This is a genomic window from Oscillatoria sp. CS-180 (assembly GCF_028330965.1).
In the GTDB taxonomy this organism is placed as follows: domain Bacteria; phylum Cyanobacteriota; class Cyanobacteriia; order Phormidesmidales; family Phormidesmidaceae; genus Halomicronema.
On record NZ_JAQMUB010000058.1, the window covers coordinates 24,685 to 49,394 of the forward strand.

Below are 24,710 nucleotides of genomic sequence, written 5' to 3' on the forward strand. Positions count from 1 at the left end.
TTAGGGATCTGTGGGCATTTGATGCTGTTCCAACCATGCCATTAAATCTGCTATCTCTGCAAAATCAAATAGTGCTTCTCCTAAGCTCTCCAAGGCTTCTCGTGAGAGCTGTTTTATCTATTCCTCTACAGTCGCAGGTGGTTCTCCCAACTTACGAGTGAGTTGTCGTTGGATCAACAATCTAGCTTCTTCTTCCCGACCCTTTTCCCGGCCCTATTCCCGGCCTTCCTGGTAAACACGAGTTTCTCTAACATCAGTTGTTCCAAGCATGGCAGCAATCTCCTCGCGCGAAAGACTGGGAAAGTGTGCATAACAATCGCGCCTTTACCCCTCGTCAACCGTCTGTGTATGAAAGAAATGCCCAACCAAATAGAGAGACCCACAAAGGACCTTGAGAGGTGTCCTATCTAATGTTGCCACCTGCAGAGCCGTGTCCAAATTCTCGTAAGTTGTGCAAGCCGCTAGTTCAGGACACACTCTCAAGGCAATCTCTCGGAGTGCTATGGGTGTCATTGAGGAGTGATCAGGAACGGGCACAAGGTGTAGACGATCGCCCGGTTTCAGCAGTGCCTCGAAGACATCAGCGTGATCTTTCGTCGTCAACATGCCCATTAGCCAAGTTGTGGGTCCCTGAAGCGGCACTGATAGACCCCACTGGTCCAAAGACTGATGCAGAGCTACCGATAAATTGGGTTGAGCGATCGCATCAACATAATCCCGCAGCACTGTTGCCGCAGCAGGATTGTGGGCACCGTCCACTAGCCACACAAATTGATTCTTGTCAGGAGCGTGCCAACGTAACCACTGTAGGCGGCCCCGCCATCGTGCTCGGGCAATGCCGTCGATCATGGCCTGATCTGAAACCTGCCAGCCCTGTTCACGCAGAGAATGGACCGCAGCAATCGCAATAGCAGAGTTCGTCAACTGATGGCGGCCTGGCAAAGGCAGACTGTATCGAATCGTAGAGTGTTGGGGCGAGTTCGATGAATAGATAGCAAAGCCCTCTCGACTAAGTTCAGCAGGTTGAGGGCGAATGATCGGACAGTCAAGGGCGATCGCTCGCGCTAATACAACTGCTTCAGCCTCATCGGGTAATGGCCCAATCACAGCAGGTCGATGAGATTTCAAGATACCAGCTTTTTCCCTCGCAATATCGGCAAGAGTAGGTCCTAGGCGTTGCCAATGTTCGCGGCTGAGAGAGACGATTGCTGTCACCAACGGCTGATCGACGACATTCGTGGCATCTAACCGTCCACCGAGACCCACTTCAATAACGGCAATATCAACCGACTGTTGAGCAAAATATAGCCAAGCAGCAGCCGTAAAAACTTCAAACTGGGTGGGCGTTTCATCATGGGCCGCAATTGCTGATTCGACCTGCGCCAAAGTTCGATCAAGATCAGCAGGGGCGATCGCCTGGTTATTGATGCAAATCCGTTCACACCAACTCACTAAGTGCGGCGATGTATATCGTCCCACTCGATACCCAGCTTCAGTCAGAATAGAGGCAACGTAGGCACAAACAGACCCTTTGCCATTTGTCCCAGCAACATGGACAACGGGTACCTGAAGCTGAGGATTCTCTAATGCTGCTAGTAGGCTTTGAATACGCTCTAGCCCCAGATGGATCCCAAATCGTCCATATTGCTCAAGACGTTGGGCAATCACAGCCTCTTCATCAGACGGCTTCAGTGTTTTTCTCTCCTGTACGAATTCGAATGATGTTATCAACAGGCGTTACAAAGATCTTACCGTCACCAATTTCTCCCGTCCGAGCAGCGGCAATAATTTTCTCAGTCACCATATCTACCTGATCATCATCTACCACAATTTCCAGCTTCAACTTTTGTAAAAACTCAACGGTATATTCAGAACCGCGATAGCGCTCAGTCTGTCCCTTTTGGCGACCAAACCCCCGTACCTCAGAGACGGTCATGCCAACGATGCCAGCATTGACCAACGCAATCTTTACCTCATCAAGCTTAAAGGGGCGAATGATTGCTTCGATTTTTTTCATAGATCGATTACCTCTACATATTCACTGCAACGCAGTGCAGCCCTATGTCTATCGGGGCTGTATGCACAATACTGTAACGTGAAGCACATTTGTAGACATATTTGTTTATGTCCTTGATATGCTGTGCTAGCGGTTTAACAACGGACGCATAATCAAGAACCCAGCACCAAATGCAGAAACGACAACCAATAGGATAGTGGTGGCTAGCCATAGATTTCCTAAGTCAGCCCGAGAAGCAACTTTACTCAGAGGACGTGTCCCTTCATGCTGTTCGGTGAATAGTCGATGTGGATTGAGTTCTGGCTCCGGTCCGTTGGGGCGATCGCGCTTTTTGGTCTTCGGATGGGGAACGATCGCGCTATTTGGCGAAACAGATAAGGGTGTCTCGGCAGCAGCAGAAGAGGGAGTTGCTTCCTGAGGTGGAGCAGGCCGAACAGCCGTCTCTTTGACCTTCGTAACTTTGGCCGGCGCTTGAGACCGAGATGTGACCTCTGAATGATCCGGAGATCCAAACAAGTCTGACTGAGTAGATGGCTCTTGCACACGGACGGTGGTTGCCTTATGGTGAGGCGCTGTTGTCGTCTCCTTAGGAGAAACCCCCGCAAAATGGCCTAGCTGCTCTGCTGCCTGCACGAATCGGTGAATTTCAGTTCGTAGCAGTTTGTTTTGTCTGAGCAGCTGCTGATTTTGTTGGGTCAGAGCGTCTACAGTTGCTTGAGTTGTTTTAAGCTCCGTTGCCAGCTCTCGATAGATGGAAATAGGTACCGAGGGAGAATATCCCGAAGGTGTCGAAACGTTTCCGACATCAGAAGCAGAATACAGTTGAGAATCAGAATTAAAGGGAGCGTTCATAGCATCTTTTCCGAAAACGCGATACACCAACCAGTGCCACAGTAAGACCAAGCCAAATCGCATCTAAAAGAGACGATTTAGAATATGAGGGATTCTAGTACATAAGATTCCGTCCAAAGGGTATCGCAAAATCGAGTAAAAGCAACGTTTTTGGGGCAGTATTTCTATCAAGAAATGTATTCGTCCTGCCGTGTTTACTAATCGTTTGTTGATGGGACAACTTCAGTTTTGATCTCGATGGTGATCATTTCTTCTGCTGGCTTTAGTGTGTTGAGTGGTTCAAACACTTGACTTTCAGGCATCCCTGCTTGCGGTCGGGGTTGGGTCGGGGCGATCGCTGCCGACTGCATTGTTGTGTCAGGAGAAAGGTTTGGTAAATGACTCATGGGGCCTACCAGTGGCTCGCTATGGGGAGAAATAGACTCGTTGGGCTGTATGACTTCCAACTCAACTTCAATCGGCTCAGCAGGGGCAGACATCGGTTTGGCCTCTTCTACAGGTTCGGTAGCCGATTCAGTGGCCGGAGAAACGGTTTTCTCAGCTTCCGCTTCTTTGGAGGGGGTGCCGTGAGGCAGTAGAGATTCCGGTTCGTAGAGTGTATTAGGACTCTCTTTCGGTCCCCAATTGTTTAACAGGTCATCCGGATAGGTCTCCAATTCAAGATCATCTGGTGAACCGTCTTGCAGATCCATTGGCGACTCATGGGATGCTTCCGGATCGGCTGTCTCCAAGGTCTCTGGATTGAGTACTTCGTCATCTTGAGGCGAAATCAAGGGCTCAGGGATTACGTCAGCAGGTGGCTCTTCTACAGGAGCCACCACCTCAGCATCGTCAGTAGGCTCCTGCTGCAATTCCGCTTCGTGCTCTTGGCTGTCAGTAAATGAATCGGAGTCCCCTGAATGGGGAGTCTCACCGGGGATGACAGGCTGCGTCTCTAGCACAACCGAGGCTGGCATAGGTTGCTGGAATTCTTGGGAAGCGACTTGAATTTTGTTGAGGATGCGATCAGCTTCAGCACCGTTTACTTTCTGGGGCTGGCCGTTTTTGACCTTGACTGGAATTAAGTCCACTTTCATCTGGCGATCGCGCAGAGAAACTTGCAAGATAGCCGTTTCAGGAGTTGTTTCTGGCGTTGATTGACCAAAAACGAAATCGCCTAGAGAGTAAGCGATCGGTCGTCCTTTGTAGATCTCAGCTCCCTGGAGTTGATTAGGATGATGGCCGACTACCATATCCGCACCCTGATCGATCGCTAATCGGGCTAAATTCGTTTGCGATTCTGCCGGAGTCTCCGGGGGCTCCTCCGTCCAGCGATAGTTCACCACCAGCCAATCCACTTCATCCCGAATGGCCTGAATATCTTGAATAATGTCCTGCATCTCTGCCGCATTCACGCCGCCAACGGAGTCATAGGCCGCTATCGCAAAGTTGCGGTCATAGCTCAAATAGGCAATTCGCTGTCCCTTGACATCGATGATTTCAGGACGACGAGCTTCCCGTTCACTGCGGCCTGCTCCTACTCGGAAAATACCATTGCGGTCCAGGCTCTCCAGAGTCTCTGCTAGCCCATGTTCACCAAAGGATAAGGATTCTTCGCCTGTCAGATTGACGACGTCTACTCCCCCAGACTTGAGCAAATTCACCGCCTCTGGACGTTGCCGCTCCAAGAATTCCTCTTCTAGGGAAGTCGCGGCAACTGAGAGAGAAGCTTGTAGGTTCACCATGGCCAAGTCAGCCTGCTGATAGGCTGGAATCCCTGAAAGCAACTGCTCATCATGCTCTAGCTCGGCGTAAGGCAGTCCGTCTAAGTCAACATCGCCGCTAAACAATAGGGTTACTGTGGGTTCTTCTGGACTGAGCAACCGTTCGTGCTTAAGCACGCCAACAGGTTCGAGAGCTGCGTTAATAACGTTGGGGCGATCGCGCTCAAGTTCGCTCTTGAAAGAGACAGACGTCACCTCTTCAACTGGAGAGGCGGCAAGACTATCGTCAGTCATGGCCGTTGTTTGATCTGCGGTCACGGTTTGCGGAGATGTTTGAAACTCAGGGAGCTGAGGCTCTCGGGCTTCTGACTTGGGCGACGAGGTATCGGGATGCGATCGCGCGTCGTGCAGCAGGTCGGAACGACTTTGCGTTTGAAATGGCAATGATGGTTCTGGTCTGGAAGACATTACCACTTCAACCATGCAGCCAAAGACAAAGGCAGCCACTGCTGATCCAGTCAGCATGAATGCTCTGAGGGTTTTTAGTTGTTCAGTGAAAAACAAATGAGCATTGAAACCTGCCAGCATAGGTGTGGTCTGCGATCGCGTTGCAATCCGTGGTGGAATAACTGAGATTGAGGATTCCTGACCGCGTTCTCGGCTGATACGCTGCTTGATGGCCGGCGTCATCACCCGAACGCGCTGTTCCCAAAGTAGCTTGCTGTCCCCAATCGAACGAGCAGTCAGATGAATTCCTTCAATCAAAGGCGAGTTGAGCTGCCACATGAGATGGCAAATGTATTGTGTCAATCTTTTCTGCTGAGGAACCCGCTCAAATTCAACATCGACACGAATGCAGCCGGGGCGTTTGCCTGGACTCACTCGAACATAGATGCCTTGAGGAATAAGAGGCTCATTTAACCACAGGGCGATCGCTCGAAATTGACCAGCAGCAGCTAATGCCTTAGTGGACAGTCGTTCTGGCGATAAGTGAGCGGCTACATTGACCATTTTTTGTCTCGGTGTCCCAGGAAACTCGATAGTGCTCTTTAAGGTGTTAAAGATGCTCTCTTAAACGATAGACCCTATCCCCTTGAGAAGCATCTCGGTAGAAGCGCTCATGATAATAGCAACGAATTTAGCGAAAAAGCCTCATTTGTCAACAATTTAAGGTGGATTTTTGGGGTAATTGTGTTTTCAATAGAAATAGCCCTGAGTTCACACGAGTTTGACGCTTGCGATCGTGCCAACAGAATCCCTATAAGACGATCCCTTTCTGGCCATCGGAAAGCCCAAAAAACAGAGGAAACACGCTGGATAATTGTTGCGGAATCGCCGTCATAGAGGATGGTCTAGAGTATTCATGGCTGAAGAATCGCTCTTTCACGCTTAACCAATTTGGTGCCCCAGCAATCTAGTTGTATCCTCGGGAAGCTACCAATTTCTTTGTTCAATCGACACAAAATCACTTAGGTGGTTCTGGCATTTTGCTTACGACACATCTCACACTATATTTTCAACAGATTGATACAGCAAAAAAATATGGCCTGGTGTGTCCTTACCAAACCTTCTACACTGTTTCAAACCTTCTAATGCTATTCAGAGAGCCTGCTGTATCCTTCTCGCATCTGCTGCATGTGGTTTCAGGGTATTTACCGATAGAACTATGCCAAGATGAGTTCAGGTCAATTTCTTGTCAGCCAATCTAATGCATAAGCGCAGAGCCTAACGCTTTGAATACTCTTTGAGTGAGAAACTCTTGTCTAGCAATAAGCAGTGTTTGCCATTAAAGGTCTCAAGAAAGTGAGTGTCTGCAGGACGTTTTCGACACCACGCTGCTGTTTTTAGAACAATGAGTCAATAGCATTTTTCCATCAGGATTAGGTTTGCTCCTTAGTTAACGGGGGAAATCAATCGCCTGCGCTTTTTAATCCCTTAAATCCAGCTGTTTGAGAAAGAGCTACTTGCAAAATTTACCCATCTTGTCAGGACTCAAAGGCTGTCTCATGTTCCGAACTCTGGCAAAAGGCAGAAACCAATACCGAAAAGTTAACAGGTGTCTCATGAGATATCGCGATCTGAGTTGACTGACAGTATTTCAGGATGTGATGCACGGAACTGACCACGGCTATAGCGCGACACAGCATTAGAACTAATAGGACTGATTCCTCAGCCATGACTCAGACCCAGCCAACTGCGAAAATCGTGTTGCTGAATTTTATAGTCCTGTGCAGCTCGGTAAGTCCATCTCAATGCCTTAAGGAAGCAGGGAATGGAGAACCGGGAATGAGGTGTGCTTGATTCAAACGCACGCCGTTATTAGGGATGAAGTCAGGCAACTCGGCATGGTTCCCCTAAATCTCCCATTATTGCGGGTTTCCAAGCAATGACTCTTCTGAAAAGGAGAGTTAATCATGCTGCTGAGAACCTACGTCAAAAAAATTGTTAGGCCGAGTGAATGTGAGTAGCTCCGCCGATTTTGGTGCGTCTCAAGACAACGCCAATAGCAGAGGATATAACGACATGGATAGTCAAAATTCATTGCCAACTACTCTATCCGCTGAGCCCATCAGAATCGAAGCTGAAGCGATGGATCTTGTTGGCTACACAACAGAAACTGTATCGGGCTCTGGTGCATCTGGTGGTAAGCATATTTCGTTGAAGTCAGGAAATCAATCAGCGGGTACTGCTTCTGGCACATTTGATGGCGAAGCGGGCACCTATCAGATCACTGTGGGGTATTACGACGAGAACGACGGCATCTCTTCAGGAAGCCTAAAAATTGGCGGAAAGACAGAATCTTTTGACTTCGATCGCGATCTTCCTAACAACTGGGCCAAACCACAGTCCTTCACGACTCGTGTCACCCATGAAGCGATCGCTCTCAAACCTGGCGATCGCTTCACGTTGTCGGGGGCCAAAGACCGAGGAGAGTTCGCCCGTTTCGACTACGTTGAGTTCACGCCTACTGCAGTAGACGACGGTTCAACATCACCTCAACCGCCCGCGTCTGAACCGTTGATGACGTTTGCCCTGGTGGATGCGAAAAGCAACAAAATTGTCAAAGGCTACGAGGATTTGGCCGCAAATGATGCCATTAATCTGGATGGTATCGACTTCAGTCAGTACAGTATCGTCGCGCAGCTCAATCCCAATCATCCTGACGCTGCCTCAGTTCAGAGTGTCAAATTTGAGTCTCCCTATGGCGATCGCATCGAAAATATTGAGCCTTATGCGCTATTTGGCGATACCGATGGCGACTACTGGGGCAAGGCGCTCAAAGCCGGTGATTATACGCTGAAGGCTACAGCCTATACCCAAGACAAAGGCAAAGGAACGGCGATTTCGTCTACCGATCTTAGCTATTCCATAGTCAAGGGAACGACGCCCCCAGATCCTGATCCCAATCCTGATCCAGGGGATCCTTTCAAGGATTCTTTCATGAATCAGTTTGATCACGTCATTTCCCACTTCGATGGTAATAACAACGATCGCGACGACATTGCAGCTCTGCCAATGGCGGCGGCAATTACCTACGCAGCAGGCTTTCAAGACAAATCAACGTTCTTCTACAGCAACAACTTGGGTGAACCCAGTTTGCCAATGCGGGAAGAGATGATGCAAGAGAGCGCTGCCTTCGCAGAAAAACTGGGGATTCAAACTTACGACTACCAGGAAGATGCTGACAACGCCACAGCGGAGCTCGTCAAAATTCTCAATTCTGGGAAAAAGGTGTTGGCGATCGAGGGGGGTCCAATGGAAGCCATCTATCGGGCACTGGACCAGGTCGATGCTGATAAGCACGAGAACATCACTCTGCTATCTCATTCCAGCTGGAACGAAAATCGCAATATTGCTAACAAGCCTGGTGTTGAAGATGTTCGCACTTGGGACGACCTTAAAAATGATTTTCCTGACGTTACGTTAGTCGAAATCCGCGACCAGAATGGTTCTGGTGACAAGGGCTTCAATAGTTCCAAATGGACTTGGTTAGACAACACATCAGATCCCCTTTTGCAGGAAGTGCGGGACTTGATGAAGAATGCCGCCAACAAGGTTAATGACCCGTCAGATTCGGGTATGCACTTCTACGCCCTCACCGGAAACGAAAGTGCTGATCCTTTAGATGCCAAAGCATTCTTTGAGGAATATCCTCTTGATTTAGGGACACTGCCTGATCCAGTCCCAACGCCGGATCCGGTTGATCCAACACCAGACCCAGTTGATCCGACTCCTGACCCCGGCGACCCTGCGCCTGATGGCAAAGTCTTCATGGCGGAAAAAGGACAGCTCATTTTAGAAGCCGAGTCTGCCGCTTTGACGGGTGATTGGACATCGACCACCGTTGAGGGCGAAAAGTCTGTTCTGTGGGATGCCGACAAGAGTAGCTATGGCAAGGTGCCTACAGGCCAAACCCTGAGCTATCAGTTTGAAACTGATGAAGCCGGCAGCTACAGCATTGCTCTCCATTCAGGGCGCGTTAAAGATGTAATGAACGATAGCGATCGCTACGAAAAGGGCAGTAGTGGCAAAGAGCGGACAGATACGGGCAACGATGCTTACGTCGCCATCATTAACGCCGAGACAGGGGAAGTCGTGCAAAAGCCGACAAAACTCTTTACCGGGTTAGGAAACTCAGACCAAGATCTGAAGTGGGGCACAACGTTTGATGCCAATCATAAGAAATCTTCGGCTCAAGTTGGCCTAGAAGCCGACACTCAATATCGACTAGAAATTACGGGGCGCTCTGACGGATACGTACTGGATCGGATTACCCTCAGCAACGATGGTGCTCTCAAGGATACTCAGGCATCGCAGTCGCCCATCAAAGGTGAGAAGACAGAGCCGCAGCCACAGCCTAAACCACCGACAAATCCCGAAACTCCGGATTCCACACCGGATGTTCCTACGCCCACACCGGACGCTCCGGAGCCGGAAACAGACCCTACGCAAAATTCTGCCTTTGAACAGGAAGTTGTCAGACTAACCAATGAGTTTCGCCAGCAGAATGGGCTGGATCGGCTTGTTGTGGACACTGATTTGGCTGATACTGCTGACCTCCACAGCGAGAATATGGCCCGTCAGGATTTCTTTAGTCATACCGGAAAGGACGGCTCGGAACCTTGGGATAGAGCAAAAGGGGAAGGGTATGAATCGGGGTTTGTCGGTGAAAACATTGCGGCTGGCACCCTCTACAGCACTCCTGAAGATGTTGTGCAAGGATGGATTGACAGTCCTGGACATCGGGCGAATATGCTCAATCCCGACTTCAATGAAATTGGGGTTGGTTACTACTTCTTAGAGAACGATACAGGAAGCGTCAACTACAACCACTACTGGACTCAGGTGTTTGGCAAAGGCACTATCGAGGAACCCGCAGCTGGTTCTGGTACAGATTCGTCGTCCAATTCAGATATCGCTAGTGCAACACCTAAGTCGGTTTCTGGCGATGGGGCTAGCGCTATTTCCAATGCTGATCCGCTCATGGGAGACGCGACCCAACTAGTCGGTGATCCTGATGTAGACGATTGGCTCACCAACTACGCTGGCGCTGAGGACATCTCTGCGGATGCCGATATCTTGACGGGGGCAGGCGGCGACTTCATTCCACTGGATTCTGGTGATTTTGCAGCAGTGGATGCGATCGCGGCTACCCCAATGGGCATCAACACGCCCGCAGAAGAAACAACCGAAGCCGATCCCTTTGGCGATGCCATGCCAATGGGCAATCCGGCTCTGACAGTAGAACTAGATCCGTCAAAAACATCTGTTCTAGCTGGATAAACGATTTGCCAAAGCTGGTGCTGGTCGGTGCCGCATCACTAGATATCAGGAAGTTTTCAACCGATATCTAGCGATGCGGCTTTTTGTCTTTGGCAACTCAAAGGTGACATACATCTTTTGATAGCTGTCGTCAATTTCGTTAGGACAAGACAGCGAGTCATAAGTCCAAACCTTCAGAACTTCAATTTTGAAGGTTTGATTTTATTGCTCTAAAAAACCTGGTTGAAAATTTTATACTTCTACATGGCTGCAACCCTATGCTTAAATTTGAATGGTATTTTCCATATATCAAGGGATTTAGTCTTTGAGGATTTTTCTGGCCCGTACTGTAAATGCATCTATACAGGTGTAGAAATTTACGATGAGTTTTGACATTTTTAGCGAAAGCTTTTATTTAGCTAATAATCCAGACGTCGCAGCTGCTGTAGCTGCTGGTGCCTTTCAATCTGGCCTTGCTCATTTTCAGCAATTTGGACTCACGACTGGCCGAACTCAGATCTCCCCCTTTTTTAACGAACAGCTTTATCTGCAAACCTACCCTGACGTCGCAGCTGCTGTGGCCAGCGGGGTCTTGAGTTCTGGTTTGCAGCACTTCATCACGCAAGGTGAAAGTGAGGGGCGAGGATTACTGCAAGAGATCTATAACGAACAGGCTTATCTCACCATTTATCCTGATGTGGCTACTGTGGTTAACGCAGGCATCTTTTTGTCTGGTTATGACCATTTCCGCCGCTTTGGGATTTTCGAAGGTCGTTTAGATGCAGCCTTCAACGAAACGTTCTATCTGCTCAAAAATCCAGATGTTGCTAATGCCGTCGCACTAGGGGCTTTCAGTTCTGGATTAGAACACTTTTTGAATTTTGGGCGCAATGAGGGACGCATCGCTGCTGCACCCTTTAACGAAGGGATCTATCTGCGCTTTTATCCAGATGTTGCCAATCTTGTGGCTCAGGGGGTGATCACGTCGGGACTTGAGCATTTCATTAATGTTGGTCAATCAGAAGGTCGCCAAGGAGGACACTTTAACGAAGGTCTGTATTTGCTCTTTAACCCGGACGTTGCTGTCGCTGTTGCCGGGGGGGCATTTGAGTCAGGTTTGCAGCATTTTCTTTCCAATGGTCAGTTTGAAGAATCTCGTATTGCCTTCTTTTCAGGCACCAATGGTAACGACATCGTACAAAGCTATGGCACAGGGTTGATTAGCGTAACGGGCACTCAGTTTACGCTCGATTCTGTTGCTGCCGGCGTTCCCATCAATGAAGGCGTCGGTGAAATCGATATCCTGATCGGTACTCCTAATAGCCTCGACTCTTATGTTCTCGGGACCGTTGATGTCGCTACGAATGAAATTACGCAGTTCTACATCGGTGGAGGCAACAATGATTATGCGCTTATCCGAGGCTTTGATCCGATGTCAGATATCGTTACGTTGGGTGGGCAACCTGATCAATTCATCCAGACACCTGTTGCCAATGGTATTCATATTTCTACTTCTGCAGGTGACTTAGTCGGCATCGTTGAAGGTATTGCATCCCCCCTGCAAAGCCGCGTAATCAATGCATCCAGCTTCTTTTTGGCATCTGATCAAAGCATGTTTGTATAAGCCTCTTGATGTTTGGGGACCTAGAACGAGGCAAGACTTATCACGTTCCTCTGAATGGCATTATTCGAGGGATCATCACTCTCTAACAGGCCCTTTTCTTCAAATTAAGAGAAGGGCTTTATAGTTATCAGTAAGTCGAGTCAGGTGCTGTCCTATGCTGCCTCTGAAAATCGTGTCACTGTTACCTAGTGCGACTGAAATTATTCATCTTCTAGACTTAACTGAGTATCAGGTAGGGCGTAGTCATGAATGTGACTATCCCGACGGTATTGGCGTGCTTCCAGCCTGTACGGCACCTAAATTTAACCCCGAGGGTACCAGTGCCGAAATTCACGATCGCGTCACTACTCTCTTACAGTCAGCGCTCAGTGTCTATCAGGTTAAAACTGATATTTTACAGACCCTGAAACCAACACACATTTTGACTCAGGCTCAATGTGAAGTGTGTGCCGTCAGTCTTGCTGATGTTGAGGTGGCTGTAGAGTCCATTACCGGAATATCGCCCCAAATTCTATCGCTTCAGCCCAACTCGCTAGAGCAGGTTTGGGGAGATATTCGGCGGATTGCCCAGGAATTACTAGGCTCGGTTGAGCCAGCGGAGGCCGCGATCGCTCCCCTCAAAAACCGTGTCGAAACTTGCCGCACGCTGACTCAAGACGCGCTCCATAAACCTTCTGTTGTCTGCATTGAATGGCCTGAACCGCTCATGGCGGCGGGCAATTGGGTGCCAGAACTGGTCAGGCTTGCTGGCGGCATGCCCATGCTCAGTAAAGAAGGACAGCATTCGCCGTGGATTACCTGGAACGATTTAGTCAAAGCTGATCCAGAGGTCATCATTTTGATGCCCTGCGGCTATGACATTGAACAGACTATTCAAGAAAGCCGCCCGCTACTCGATCACTCTTTTTGGCCGTTGCTGAGAGCGGTCAAAACAGGGCGTGTCTATGCCGTGGACGGCAATCAGTATTTCAATCGTCCCGGTCCGCGTTTAGCAGATTCCGTGGAAATTTTGGCCGAAATGTTGCACCCCGATATTGTGCCGTCCCGCTATCAGAATCAGGCTTGGCAGACCGTAGTTGAAATGCGTCAGCCATCCAGATTGATGTACCGCGTTTAAGTGCTTAACGGGTTTAATTTTGAGTCGAGTCTCACCCTATCCGAGACCTTGGGTAGATTTGCTAGAAATGCCGAAAGCAGCTCTCCCAGGTGAGCGCCAAACCTGTGGTCTCCTCCGGAGAATCCAGAAGCAAAATTTCGAGATCGGCGACGACTGTGCCGATAATAATTGCGCTACTGCCCATAGACGCTATCAGGGCATGAGCAAGTTTTGACGGCAAACACAGAACCAGCTCAAAATCCTCGCCGCCATAGAGGCACCAGTCCAAAGCAGTTTGTTCTCCTACCCAATCAGCAAGAGCTGGTGGCAGGGGCAAGCGCGATCGCACTAATCTAGCCCCCACTCCGCTTGCCTGACAAAGGTACAGTACGGCATTCGCTAATCCATCGCTGCTGTCCATTCCCGCAATAGTCTCAAAATCACTGTCTGGCAAAGTATTCATCTGATGCCCCCAGTCCAGCCGAGGAATGGGGCGTTGATGAGCTTGAATGAAAGACTGTTTTGTTTGGTTGGGGACCTGCTGTCCTTTTTGGGGATGGAGTAGCAATTCCAACCCGGCACGAGATGCCCCATGCTCTCCAGTCGCGACAATGACGTGGCCTGGCTGAGCGCGATCTCGTCGAATCACTCGCCTTGGTGCCACCTGCCCAATGGCTGTAATCGCCAGCATGACTTGACTCGATTGAACAACGTCTCCTCCCAAAATCTCACCGCCGTAGGCGCTTAGACAAGCACTCATGCCCTGATAAACCCGCTCAATCCAGTCAACAGCTATTGTTCTGGGAACACTCAGTCCTACGGTGACACCAATTGGCATGGCTCCCATTGCAGCTAGGTCTGATAGATTAGCTGCGATCGCCCGCCAGCCCACATCCTCTGGGGCCGTAGTGCGATCGCTGAAATGCACACCCTCTACCAGCAAATCAGTCGTGACCACATGGGCGGTATCCGCTTCAGGCAAAACCGCAGCATCGTTGTCTAAGGATCCTTTGGCACAAAAATGCTGGAGTCGCTTCAGCAACCCCAGCTCGCCAATGTCAGCCACAGTTGGCTGATCCATAGGATTGACTCCTTTGCTTGGGTGAGGGAAAAGGGAAATGGGTGAAGTAGCCTCAATCGCTGACCTGAATGCACCACTAGGTCATCTGCGGCTCAACCAGGTTTTCGAGACCGTCAACGACTTCTGCTGATAGGATGCGATCGCCCTGTCCTAGGTTCTGTAGCACTTCTTTACCATCAACTACGCTGCCAAAAACGGTGTAGCGACCGTCCAACAGATTGAGACCTGCGGGCGTGAGTTCAGGCTCAAATAAGAAGAAGAAGAATTGCGAAGAACCACCGTTAACGTCACTTTCGGGACGAGCCATGCCCATCACCCCATAGGCTGAAAAGGGCAGAACAGGATCTTCTAGATATCGTCCTAATTCTTCAAGGGTGGCTCCATAAATAGGTGCATCATCGCCCTTCACTAAGATTTCCAGTGGGACTGCCCGATATTCTCCAGTATCTGGATCGACAAAACCTACTTCAGGACCATCAGGATCGCCCGTTTGGAGAACATAGTTATCTTCAGCGCGAATAAATGGCATCCCATCATAGAATCCACGCTGAACCAAATCGACAAAGTTACCGCCAGTCACAGGCGCAGTGTAGCCGTCAATAACCGCCGTAATATCTCCTTTAGTGGTCTCAAAAGCGATAGTGGCGCGGCCTTTTAGCTGAGGTAGATCGCGATACTCTTCGGGCACTTCATAGGGAAATTCGGTGACCATCATCTCTTCGATCGCGCCAATCTTGCTCAGCAGTTCTGCGCGTTTGATCCAGATCGATTCGCGATCGCGCTCATCAGCCGCCGCCAACATCGGTTCAAGACCTGCGCGAATGTCGTCTAAATATTCGGAAGCCAGGGCCTGCCGGTCTTCAGGAATATCCTCCAGAATGGCTTGACGGCGGCGACCTAAGAGACGGTTGATTTTAGTGATGTCTCGCTTTATGGGGCTCCAACGCTTGCTCCGCAGCCACTCAGATAACCCTTCCAACTGCTCTTGAACAGCGCGAATATCTTGATTGTCAATCGGCAGCGAATATCGCAAGAGCGCTCGCCCGTCTGTAATGGCATTACCCGGTGGAAGGTAGGCTACAAGCGGAGTGGGGAGTGGCGCTGCTTGCACACTACCTGCTGTGCTGCTTCCCAGTGCGGATTCAGTCGTTATGAATCCTGTCAGGAGGCAAAAGCTCAAGGTAAGACAAGTCAGCCATCGGTTAAGTAGTTGCATAGGGAGTACTAGCAAAAGGTCACATCAAGCAGACGACTTCGATCTTGCCATAGCATGGTTCATCTCCAGAAGCATTCTGGAAAGTTGGCAACTGAGCGGTAAAATGAGATGCCGATATTCAAGATCTACAAGTAGCCAGCGTTATGATTTCCAGCAATGACTTTCGTACAGGCGTCAGCATCGAATTGGATGGGTCAGTTTGGCGAGTCGTCGAATTTCTGCACGTGAAGCCAGGCAAAGGTTCTGCTTTCGTCCGCACAAAGTTAAAGAACGTTCAGACGGGCAACACCGTTGAAAAAACGTTTCGAGCTGGTGAGACCGTTCCTCAGGCTAATCTCGAAAAGAAGGTGATGCAGCATACCTATCGAGAAGGTGAAGACCTCGTGTTTATGGATATGGAAACCTTCGAAGAGGTTCGCATGAGCGAGGAGCAAGTTGGCGATCGCGTCAAATACCTTAAAGAGGAAATGGAAGTCAACGTTGTTCGCTGGAACGAGCAAATCCTTGAGGTTGAGCTACCGAATTCGGTTGTCCTAGAAATTACTGAAACTGATCCCGGGGTTAAAGGCGATACCGCAACGGGTGGAACCAAACCTGCGATCTTAGAGACGGGTGCTCAGGTTATGGTGCCGTTGTTCATCTCTATCGGCGAGAAGATCAAGATTGATACTCGTAACGATTCTTACTTGGGACGAGAGTAAAAGCATTGTTCTTATGTTCGAAGATGCTTGTAGGGGTGGACACGCTCCATCGTGTTGGTAGGGAGTGCAATTGGTGGAACTGAACTTCAACGAACTGCGTGAGCTGGTGACGACGCTGAGCCAGACGGATATTTCGGAATTAACGCTGAAGAGTGGTGACTTTGAGTTGACCTTGCGTAAGCAGGGCGCTTTAGTTGTTTCCAGCCCGTCAGCAGATACTGTTTCAGTCACGCCTGTGCCTGTCAGCGCTCAATCTGGTGAAATACCTCAGCCCATTGTTGTTAGCCCCCCTGCGGCTCCTCCCACTCCACCTCCTTCCGTAGACTCGAATCTAGTCGAGATCACGTCGCCTATGGTTGGCACGTTTTATCGCGCACCTGCGCCTGAGGAACCCCCCTTCGTTGATGTGGGCGATCGCATTCAGTCGGGTCAAACGGTGTGCATCATTGAAGCGATGAAGCTGATGAATGAGCTTGAGGCAGAAGTTACCGGAGAAATCGTCGAAATTCTCGTCGAAAATTCTCAACCTGTGGAATTTGGGCAACCCCTAATGCGGGTAAAGCCTAACTGACAAAAATAAGGTCATCGTTAACCTCGTGTAGCCTGGATACAGGTTTATCTTGCCTGCAACAGTGGGGACAGCTAGATGACGAGAAATACTGTCAGGCTCAAAGCGGCTACTGCGCTGCTAGTGCTAACAACAGCAGCCAGCGTCGGTATTTTGACAAGGACTTATCTCCAAGGGCAAGGCGGGCAAGTCGTCTTTGTTGCGACTCGTGTATGGATTTTGATGTTGCCACTGTTGTGGCATTGGCGTGTTGATCGAGAACGTATCTCGTTGGCACTCCCGTCACAAACGGAATTGATTTCAGGCACTCTGCTCGGCTTAGTCATGTTTGCGGTGATTCTCGGCAGCTATTTTGGGATCGGACAAACCATCATTGATCCTGAAATAGTCCGAGCTAGAGTACAAGCGATCGGTCTGCTGCGACCGTCTTTTTATTTAGGGTTTGCCGTCTATTTCACTTTTGTGAATGCTCTGGTTGAAGAGTATGTATGGCGGTGGTTTGCCTATCGTCAATGCGAAAGGCTGGTTTCTGGCTGGAAGGCTGTTGTGTTAGCCGCAGCGTGCTTCACACTGCACCATATTTTTGCCCTGGCTGGATTTACAGGCAGCGGATGGATCACAGCAATAGGGTCTTTCGGCGTATTTCTAGCAGGTGCAGTGTGGTCTTGGTGTTATCTCGCCTATCATTCGTTGTGGGCAGTGTACATTAGCCACTTGCTCGCGGATTTAGCGATCGCCTTGGTAGGGTGGCACTTACTATATCTTAGTCTAAATGTCTCCTTCACCTTCAAACAGGGTTTCTAAAGGTTGAGCGTCAATGCGGCACACTTCCGTCAAGTAACGAGAAAGCACATCATTTTGTCCGTGGGTGACATAGACTTTGCTAGCTCCTGTTTCTTGAACAGTCCGAATTAGGCTAGGCCAGTCTGCATGGTCAGATAGAACAAAACCGCGTTCATAGCCTCGGCGTCTACGGGCACCACGAACAGCCATCCATCCTGAGGCAAAGGCCGTTTGAGGTGATTTGAAGCGCTTCATCCAGGTAGAGCGATGTCCTGAGGGGGGAGACAGCACGAGATCGCCTGTGTACTTATGACTTTTGGGCATCTCCGATGTTGTAACTGTGGGCAGCATCGGAATATTTTGATCCCGATAGATCTGGTTCAGGGCTGCGATCGCCCCGTGCACATACACCGTCTGGTCAGTAAACTTCGTCAGCTCGCTCAACACCCGCTGGGCCTTACCGAAGGAATAGCAAAAGAGAATGGAGGGGCGATCGCGATCGGCCTGCCACCAGTCGTAAATTTGATGCGCCGTCTCTTCTCCGGTATCCCATTTATAGATAGGCAGTCCGAAAGTGGCTTCAGTAATAAAGACATCGCAAGAGACAACCTCAAACGGTTCACACGTTGGGTCAGCACAGCGTTTGTAGTCTCCAGAAACAACCCAAACGTCATCCTTGTGTTCTACCCGTACCTGAGCCGATCCCAAAACGTGACCTGCTGGATGGAGGGATACCCAGGTGTCGCCATACTTCAGCTTTTCGCCATACTGCACTCCTTGGAGATCAATTTTTTCACCCAGACGCTTTCGCAAAATCCCTTCAGAGCTAGCCATGGCCACATACTGCTGCGACCCCGACCGAGCATGATCAGCATGGGCATGGGTAATGATTGCCGTCTCTACAGGACGCCACGGATCAATGTAGAAATTGCCTGCTTCGCAGTAAAGGCCTTCAGGACGAACGGTAATGAGAGACATAGTACGGCAAGTGTAGAGCTATGAAGCCACTTCAGCAGGCTTCGGGGTGTTAACAGTAATGAGCGCTAGGTCAACTTTGTTTTCGCTCGGTTCCTGAATATTGGCACGGATATCAGGACCAAAAAACTTCTCAATCTTTTCCCGTTTTTCCTGCCACTTTTCTAATGGCATCAGAGGCGACTCAAACTCAAGTAGGAGGGCATAGGCACCCTCGATCGCTTCTTCACGAACGGCCACCAATTCAGGACGTTCCTCATCAGAGGGAGCTAATCCCAAGCGCTCTAGGACTTCATCTAAGTGAGCCTCTTGTCCATAGCGATACCGAGTCACATCGCTGAGAACCTGCTTCTGAGTGGGTGTGGCCTGCTGTTCGCGTAACGAGGCCACTTCAGGAGACGTTTCTTGGGAATACTGGGTTGGCTCTAGCTCGGCTGCTCGTAAGGCCAAACCTCCTAATAAGACAGGGATACCGTAGAAAAAGCCCGCTAGGTTGAGCGTGGCATTGTCCTGAAAATAGGCCACAAACCCGATGATCGTCAGCACCCCGCCGACAACCAATAGAACATTCCCTAGGGACATTTTTCGCAACATAATGATTTATTTACATTCACTTTGTAAATTGTATCGCTCTAGCTCGGTCAAAACGGCCTATATCCCAATCGAAAGTTGCTGACTCAGTCTCTGTGATGACCGTCAGGGTAGATGATCGGAATCCAACCATGATGCTGATGTTTATGAAGATTCTCTCAGCACAAAAACATCTGATTCAGGCTTCGAAGCCGTGTAGAAATTCTGTGAATTGCTTTATTGTCCCGCTAACCTCTTAACGGTTGAGTGTCAGAATACATGTAGGCTCCTCTTAACATTTCTTTGCTGATTCAACTGAAATTGTGTTTATTGCCTATTCCTTTCCTGAGGATATTGCCTGATATGTTACGCATTCTTACGGATTTTGATGGTCCCATCATGGACGTGTCAGAGCGATATTACCAGGTATATCAGTACTGTCTTGAAGAGGCCAAAGAACCCCAGCAATCCGTTAATCGGCTTTCCAAACAAGATTTTTGGCGTCTCAAGCGATCGCAGGTACCCGAACGCCAAATCGGACTCATCTCCGGTCTTCATGATGATCAGGCGAGACAATTTGCCTTGTTGCGGCGAGAAACTGTTCACAGTCGCTCTTATCTTAAGTACGACCTGCCGATAGAAGGCGCATCTGAGGCCTTGAGGAAGATCCAGGCCCTCGACGGTCATTTAGTCGTGGTCACTATGCGCCGAGAGTACGCTCTCGATTTTGCGCTCTCCCAATATGATTTAGAGCATTTCTTTCCGCTGAATGTGCGCTATTGTCTGCCAGATGACTACCTCAAAGACCAAGACATTGTTGAAAAAACTCGACTGGTTAAAAAGGCACTGGCTGAACTGCCTCCTGCTTGCGAAACCTGGATGGTGGGCGATACAGAGGCCGATATTGCAGCGGCCCGTGCCCATGATTTACCCGTCGTAGCGGTACTTAGCGGGATCCGCGATCGCGATCGTCTCACAACCTACAGTCCAGACTACATTGTTGCCAATTTGCAAGAGGCAGTGGTGACCATTTCAAATCGCCAAGCTGGCTAAGCGCGAGCGACTCACGCAGGCACGCGAAAGCAGCCTATGAAACAAGTACACCCTGTTCCCCACTCCCTATTGAGACCTACCCTGCTGATAAACCTTGTCGCTGCCTAACCACTGAAATTAGAACTGCTTGAGGAACCGCAAATCGCTGCTATACAGCCGTCGGATGTCATCAATTTCATGCTGCACCATGGCGAGGCGCTCGACTCCCAGACCCGCCGCAAAGCCCGTGTAGACTTCGGGGTCATAGCCTACCGCTTCCAGCACATTGGGATCGATCATGCCGCAGCCCAACACCTCTAGCCAACGCCCATTCCATTCCACATCGACCTCAGCCGAGGGTTCTGTGAAGGGAAAGAAGCTGGGGCGAAAACGAATGGGAATATCGCCAAACAAAGCGTCGATGAAAGCGCGGATGGTTCCCCGTAAGTCAGTGAACGTGATTCCTTTATCGATTGCGAAGAACTCTATTTGGTGAAAGACCGCCGCATGGGTGGCATCCACCGTATCGCGACGATAGCAGCGCCCTGTGGCTAGCACACGGCAGGGAGGCTCATGCTCCTTCATATAGCGAATTTGAATGTTGGACGTATGCGTCCGCATCAAGTCACCATTCGGCAGGTAAAGGGTGTCCTGCATGTCCCGTGCCGGATGGTCTGGTAGGAAGTTAAGAGCCTCGAAGTTGTAATAATCCGACTCGATTTCGGGACCACTGGCAACCGTATAACCTAAACCCACAAAGATCTCGGTGATTTGGTCGATGATACTGTTGATGGGGTGAACGCGCCCCTGAGACTTGAACACGCCCGGCATCGTGACGTCCAGAGTCTCTGCTTCAAGCATGGCTTGAATTTCAGCATCCTGTAAAGCAGCCTTACGCGCTTCCAAGGCGATCTGAAGCGCATCTTTAACTTGGTTGGCAAGTGCTCCAATGCGAGGTCGATCTGCCGGCGGCAGCTTTCCCATACCGCCTAATACTTTAGAGACTTTGCCTTTTTTCCCGAGGTAGTCTAGTCTAATTTTTTCGAGATTGTCTAGATTTTCGACTTGGGCGATCGCCTCTTTTCCTGCATCTTGCAGCGCTTGGAGGTCGGTTTCCAGACTCAACGGAGGTTGGGACATGCTCAGGATCAATGCTTGTTTAATAACGACTAAAGGGGAAACCCTTGGTTGATGAAAGCGTCCTCTTCTAGAGTCTCGTCTTATCAGAGCTGTAATGACATTATTCATTCACAGTGCATCAGAAGAGGCTACCGGACGAAACGCTCTTAATGTGGAATACTCCTAATCTAGTCCATGAGGTGGGCGATCGCTCAATGGATTTTCCGTTTAGCATGAAGAACCTTCCGAATTAGCAATTCCATTCCCTTGTCTTTGTGGAAAACACTGCGGAGAACACTTCTGATGATCAAAAAATTGTTGTCACTAGCTTGGGCACGGTATCACGCACAAGGCTTTGTTCAGAGACTGTCAGATAACTAGTTTTGATGAAACTACTCATTAGTAATGACGACGGCATTTTTGCTAACGGAATTCGTAGCCTGGCGAACACGATGGCGGAGGCGGGCCATGAGGTTTGGGTGGTTTGTCCTGACCGAGAACGGTCGGCAACGGGACATGGACTGACACTTCATAAACCGATTCGGGCTGAACAAGTAGAGGGCGTCTTTCATGCTGATGTTCAGGCTTGGGCCTGCTCAGGAACACCTTCTGATTGCGTTAAGTTAGCGCTGGGAGCGATTTTGGAGAATCCTCCCGATATGGTGTTATCTGGCATCAATCAAGGGGCAAACTTAGGCACCGATGTGCTCTACTCTGGTACGGTGTCGGCAGCCATGGAAGGGATCATTGAAGGGATTCCAGCGATCGCCTTCAGCCTGACCAACTATGCCTGCAAGAACTTTGTGCCGGCTGCCCAGTTTGCTAAAAATTTGGTGAACGTTTTGAGGCAGCATCCAATCGCAGCTCCCCCACTGCTGAATGTCAACATCCCAGCCGTTGAGGCACATCAGATTAAAGGTAGTGTGATTGCCCGTCAGGGTGTGCGGAGGTATGTTGACCTATTTGAAAAGCGCAGCGATCCTCGTGGCAAAACCTACTATTGGCTCGCTGGTGAAGTGTTGGAAGCGGTTGAACACGAAGAGGACAGCTATCAGCTTCTGACGGAGCAATTGCAGCGTCTATCTGACTTTTCTTGCCTTGAAGGAACCCCCATTGACGTTGAAGCAATTCAACAAAATTTGATTACGATCACACCATTGCATTACAACTTGACATCTCCTTTGGGTATCTGCCAGCTGCAAGCCTGGCAAACTCAGTTTGACAAACAGTTACTCCATCCTGATTCTCCGACCAATGTAGCGAAGTCATAAGCAGTTATTTAAAACGATCAAGACTAAAATATGACGGCATCAGCTTCTTAAAAACGTTGTTTCGTACAGAGTTTGTGAAGATTAGCCACAAAGTGACCAGACCGATTTGACTTCAGGCAACACTTTGTAAAGGGCGAAATCAAAAGATTTTTAATACCATTGAGTAATGTTCGTTGTACACATCAGGCCAATCCGTAGCGACTTGCAAACTTTGAATCAACACACTCATGTCTGATATAGAGAACCAATTTTTGATTCGCTTCTGGGGTGTAAGAGGCAGCATTGCGTGTCCCGGACCACAAACGGTGCGCTATGGCGGCAACACCTCCTGCATCGAGATGCGGGTTGGCGGCAAGCTGTTAATCTTCGATGGCGGTACTGGACTTAGAGAGCTGGGTCTCAAGCTACTGTCAGAAATGCCTCTAGACGGGACCATGTTTTTCACCCATTCTCACTGGGATCATATTCAAGGGTTTCCCTTCTTTGTGCCCGCCTTTGTTCCAGGCAATCGCTTTCATATCTATGGCGCGATCGCCCCTGACGGTTCAACAATTGAGCAGCGCCTCAACAATCAAATGCTGCATCCCAACTTTCCAGTCCCACTGCAAATCATGGGAGCCGATCTTAAGTTTTGCGATGTTGAAGTGGGCGAAACGGTTGAGGTAGAGGACGTTAAGGTCGAAAATACCCTGCTGAACCATCCTGGAGAGGCGATCGGCTATCGGGTCACTTGGAACGGCAGAACAGCTGCCTACGTGACGGATACCGAGCATTTTGCAGATCGACTCGACGAAAATGTTTTGTGGCTGGCGCGGAATGCTGACGTCATGATTTACGATGCCACTTACACCAACCAGGAATACTACAACGAGAAATCTAGCAAAGTAGGTTGGGGCCATTCGACTTGGCAAGAAGCCGTCAAGGTTGCCAAAGCAGCTAATGTCAGGCAGCTTGTTATCTTCCACCATGATCCGCTCCACAACGATGACTTTATGGACGAGATTGCTCAAGACACCTCAGAGCAATTTTCTAATAGTGTCGTCGCCAAAGAAGGCATGGTTATTGATCTGATGACAGCTCCTGAGCCGGCAATATTTGCTTAGGCTGCTTTCGCTGTTCAGCGTTTGTTTTCCCAAGCGCTCTCAACGCTTCCAAGCTTTGACCCTGGGTTGATGAAGATTGGCTAGCGTCCGGGCCGAATTGTGTCAAAATGTAAATGTGTGGATTACGTCTTCACTACAAACGGCTCAAACCCCAACGGACATTGCTTTGGGGAACTTTGACGGTGTTCATCGAGGACACCAGACTGTCATTCGCCCGATTCTCCCAGAGTCTTCAAATTGTCCTACGGCTGCCGGTGAATTCCCTGCCGGTACGACTTTGAATTCAGATTTATGGGGCTATAGCGATCGCTGTCCGCAATTGCTAGGTGACTGCGACTTTCAGTCAGCGGTGCCGCCAGCCATCACATCTGACGCACCAGGACCGATACCGACAGTCGTGACGTTCTATCCTCATCCGCAAGAGTTTTTTTCAGGTCAATCGCGGCCTTGGCTAACACCGCTAGAGGAAAAGGCCGTATTCATGAAGCGGTTGGGTGTACGTCAGCTTGTACTGCTGCCCTTCAACAGTGAGCTGTCTGGCTTGCAACCCGAAGCATTTGTTGAAAAAGTTTTGCTCGATCACTTACAGGCTAAGCACATTAGCGTCGGGGCAGATTTTCGGTTTGGTCATCAGCGACGGGGAGACGTTGATCTCTTGCAGAAGCTGGCGACGCGAAGAGGAACGCAAGTGACTATTGTTGGTCTTGCTCAAGCCGATGGCGATCGCATTAGCAGTTCTCGAATTCGTCAAGCCTTGTGTGCTGGCGATATCTATCAAGTTCGACATCTCATGGGGCGTCCTTATCAGCTCACCGGAAAAGTCGTTAAAGGTCAGCAGTTGGGACGGCAACTGGGTTTTCCAACAGCTAACTTACGAGTTCCCCCCGAAAAGTTCTTGCCCCGAACCGGTGTCTACAGCGTGTTAGTGTTTGGGGTGCCAGATCATCCAGCTGAGCAAGGACTGCCTGGCGTCATGAATTTGGGTGTGCGTCCAACAGTAGACGGGCAGAATCAATCCATTGAAGTTCACTTGCTCAACTGGCAAGGAAACCTATACGACCACACCCTGACCGTAACGCTGAAAGGATTTCTCAGACCCGAGCAGCGCTTTGATTCTTTGGAACATCTCAAAGCCCAGATTCAGGCGGATTGTGAAGCCGCGTTAGCTGTGCTGTAGGTAGGCAAAATTCTCAATGTGAAGGCATTATAGGGCCATACAGCGATAAAGGAAGAACA

Annotated in this window: 19 protein-coding genes and 1 pseudogene; 10 read left to right on the forward strand and 10 right to left on the reverse strand. The window is 49.6% G+C overall.

Translation table 11 applies throughout. The features are described from left to right. The 5 genes and pseudogenes from PN498_RS28605 to PN498_RS13855 all read right to left on the reverse strand — a co-directional run. Positions 1–195, reverse strand: a pseudogene (locus PN498_RS28605) (DUF4351 domain-containing protein); the annotation flags it as partial. Positions 196–324: 129 nt separating this feature from the next. After that, the gene (locus PN498_RS13840; RefSeq protein WP_272063399.1) at positions 325–1,668 is read right to left on the reverse strand and encodes a bifunctional folylpolyglutamate synthase/dihydrofolate synthase; all 1,344 of its coding nucleotides are present in this window, start codon (positions 1,666–1,668) and stop codon (positions 325–327) included. Between the two features lie 10 nt (positions 1,669–1,678). After that, positions 1,679–2,017, reverse strand: coding sequence for a P-II family nitrogen regulator (locus PN498_RS13845; protein ID WP_272063400.1), 339 nt, complete (start codon positions 2,015–2,017; stop codon positions 1,679–1,681). 126 nt (positions 2,018–2,143) lie between these two features. Next, positions 2,144–2,869: a hypothetical protein gene (locus tag PN498_RS13850; RefSeq protein ID WP_272063401.1), complete on the reverse strand. Its 726-nt coding sequence runs from the start codon at positions 2,867–2,869 to the stop codon at positions 2,144–2,146. Positions 2,870–3,066: 197 nt separating this feature from the next. Continuing rightward, positions 3,067–5,583 carry a CapA family protein gene (locus tag PN498_RS13855; RefSeq protein WP_272063402.1) on the reverse strand — a complete coding sequence of 839 codons (2,517 nt, stop codon included), beginning with the start codon at positions 5,581–5,583 and terminating at the stop codon, positions 3,067–3,069. 1,512 nt (positions 5,584–7,095) lie between these two features. Between PN498_RS13855 and PN498_RS13860 the strand changes: the two genes are divergently transcribed. The 3 genes from PN498_RS13860 (at position 7,096) to PN498_RS13870 (ending at position 13,076) form a co-directional block, all read left to right on the forward strand. Beyond that, a complete protein-coding gene (locus PN498_RS13860) occupies positions 7,096–10,356 on the forward strand; it encodes a CAP domain-containing protein (RefSeq protein WP_272063403.1) in 3,261 nt (1,086 codons plus the stop codon). Between the two features lie 361 nt (positions 10,357–10,717). After that, complete coding sequence (locus PN498_RS13865; protein ID WP_272063404.1) at positions 10,718–11,959, forward strand: hypothetical protein; 1,242 nt, start codon at positions 10,718–10,720, stop codon at positions 11,957–11,959. 154 nt (positions 11,960–12,113) lie between these two features. Beyond that, positions 12,114–13,076 carry a cobalamin-binding protein gene (locus tag PN498_RS13870; protein ID WP_272063405.1) on the forward strand — a complete coding sequence of 321 codons (963 nt, stop codon included), beginning with the start codon at positions 12,114–12,116 and terminating at the stop codon, positions 13,074–13,076. A gap of 61 nt (positions 13,077–13,137) precedes the next feature. Here PN498_RS13870 and thiL read toward each other — a convergent pair whose 3' ends face one another. Further along, positions 13,138–14,136, reverse strand: a complete 999-nt coding sequence (thiL, locus tag PN498_RS13875; RefSeq protein ID WP_272063406.1) for a thiamine-phosphate kinase — start codon at positions 14,134–14,136, stop codon at positions 13,138–13,140. A gap of 76 nt (positions 14,137–14,212) precedes the next feature. Next, positions 14,213–15,352 (reverse strand): peptidylprolyl isomerase, encoded by a 1,140-nt coding sequence (locus PN498_RS13880; RefSeq protein WP_272063407.1) that lies wholly within the window; start codon positions 15,350–15,352, stop codon positions 14,213–14,215. A gap of 143 nt (positions 15,353–15,495) precedes the next feature. Here PN498_RS13880 and efp point away from each other — a divergent pair, with 143 nt between their 5' ends. The 3 genes from efp (at position 15,496) to PN498_RS13895 (ending at position 17,425) form a co-directional block, all read left to right on the forward strand. After that, positions 15,496–16,053: an elongation factor P gene (efp, locus tag PN498_RS13885; protein ID WP_272063408.1), complete on the forward strand. Its 558-nt coding sequence runs from the start codon at positions 15,496–15,498 to the stop codon at positions 16,051–16,053. A gap of 73 nt (positions 16,054–16,126) precedes the next feature. Next, positions 16,127–16,624: an acetyl-CoA carboxylase biotin carboxyl carrier protein gene (gene accB / locus PN498_RS13890; RefSeq protein ID WP_272063409.1), complete on the forward strand. Its 498-nt coding sequence runs from the start codon at positions 16,127–16,129 to the stop codon at positions 16,622–16,624. Between the two features lie 75 nt (positions 16,625–16,699). Beyond that, positions 16,700–17,425 (forward strand): CPBP family intramembrane glutamic endopeptidase, encoded by a 726-nt coding sequence (locus PN498_RS13895; RefSeq protein ID WP_272063410.1) that lies wholly within the window; start codon positions 16,700–16,702, stop codon positions 17,423–17,425. Here PN498_RS13895 and PN498_RS13900 read toward each other — a convergent pair. Together PN498_RS13900 and PN498_RS13905 are read right to left on the reverse strand one after the other, a co-directional pair. Continuing rightward, the gene (locus PN498_RS13900; RefSeq protein WP_272063411.1) at positions 17,390–18,382 is read right to left on the reverse strand and encodes a ligase-associated DNA damage response exonuclease; all 993 of its coding nucleotides are present in this window, start codon (positions 18,380–18,382) and stop codon (positions 17,390–17,392) included. The two genes, PN498_RS13895 and PN498_RS13900, sit on opposite strands and share 36 nt — an antisense overlap. Positions 18,383–18,400: 18 nt before the next feature. After that, positions 18,401–18,973 (reverse strand): DUF2854 domain-containing protein, encoded by a 573-nt coding sequence (locus PN498_RS13905; RefSeq protein WP_272063412.1) that lies wholly within the window; start codon positions 18,971–18,973, stop codon positions 18,401–18,403. A gap of 339 nt (positions 18,974–19,312) precedes the next feature. On the opposite strand from PN498_RS13905, the gene PN498_RS13910 reads away from it, so the two are divergent. After that, positions 19,313–20,002, forward strand: a complete 690-nt coding sequence (locus PN498_RS13910) for an HAD family hydrolase (protein WP_272063413.1) — start codon at positions 19,313–19,315, stop codon at positions 20,000–20,002. Between the two features lie 117 nt (positions 20,003–20,119). On the opposite strand, the gene pheS is transcribed toward PN498_RS13910, so the two are convergent. Next, positions 20,120–21,121 carry a phenylalanine--tRNA ligase subunit alpha gene (gene pheS / locus PN498_RS13915; RefSeq protein ID WP_272063414.1) on the reverse strand — a complete coding sequence of 334 codons (1,002 nt, stop codon included), beginning with the start codon at positions 21,119–21,121 and terminating at the stop codon, positions 20,120–20,122. A gap of 365 nt (positions 21,122–21,486) precedes the next feature. Between pheS and surE the strand changes: the two genes are divergently transcribed. From surE to PN498_RS13930, 3 genes are all read left to right on the forward strand, one after another. Beyond that, on the forward strand, positions 21,487–22,371 hold the full coding sequence (gene surE / locus PN498_RS13920; protein WP_272063415.1) for a 5'/3'-nucleotidase SurE: 885 nt from the start codon (positions 21,487–21,489) through the stop codon (positions 22,369–22,371). A gap of 227 nt (positions 22,372–22,598) precedes the next feature. Next, positions 22,599–23,474, forward strand: coding sequence for an MBL fold metallo-hydrolase (locus PN498_RS13925; RefSeq protein WP_272063416.1), 876 nt, complete (start codon positions 22,599–22,601; stop codon positions 23,472–23,474). A 115-nt stretch (positions 23,475–23,589) separates the two neighbouring features. Beyond that, the gene (locus PN498_RS13930; protein ID WP_272063417.1) at positions 23,590–24,651 is read left to right on the forward strand and encodes a bifunctional riboflavin kinase/FAD synthetase; all 1,062 of its coding nucleotides are present in this window, start codon (positions 23,590–23,592) and stop codon (positions 24,649–24,651) included. The last annotated feature ends 59 nt before the right edge of the window (positions 24,652–24,710 follow it).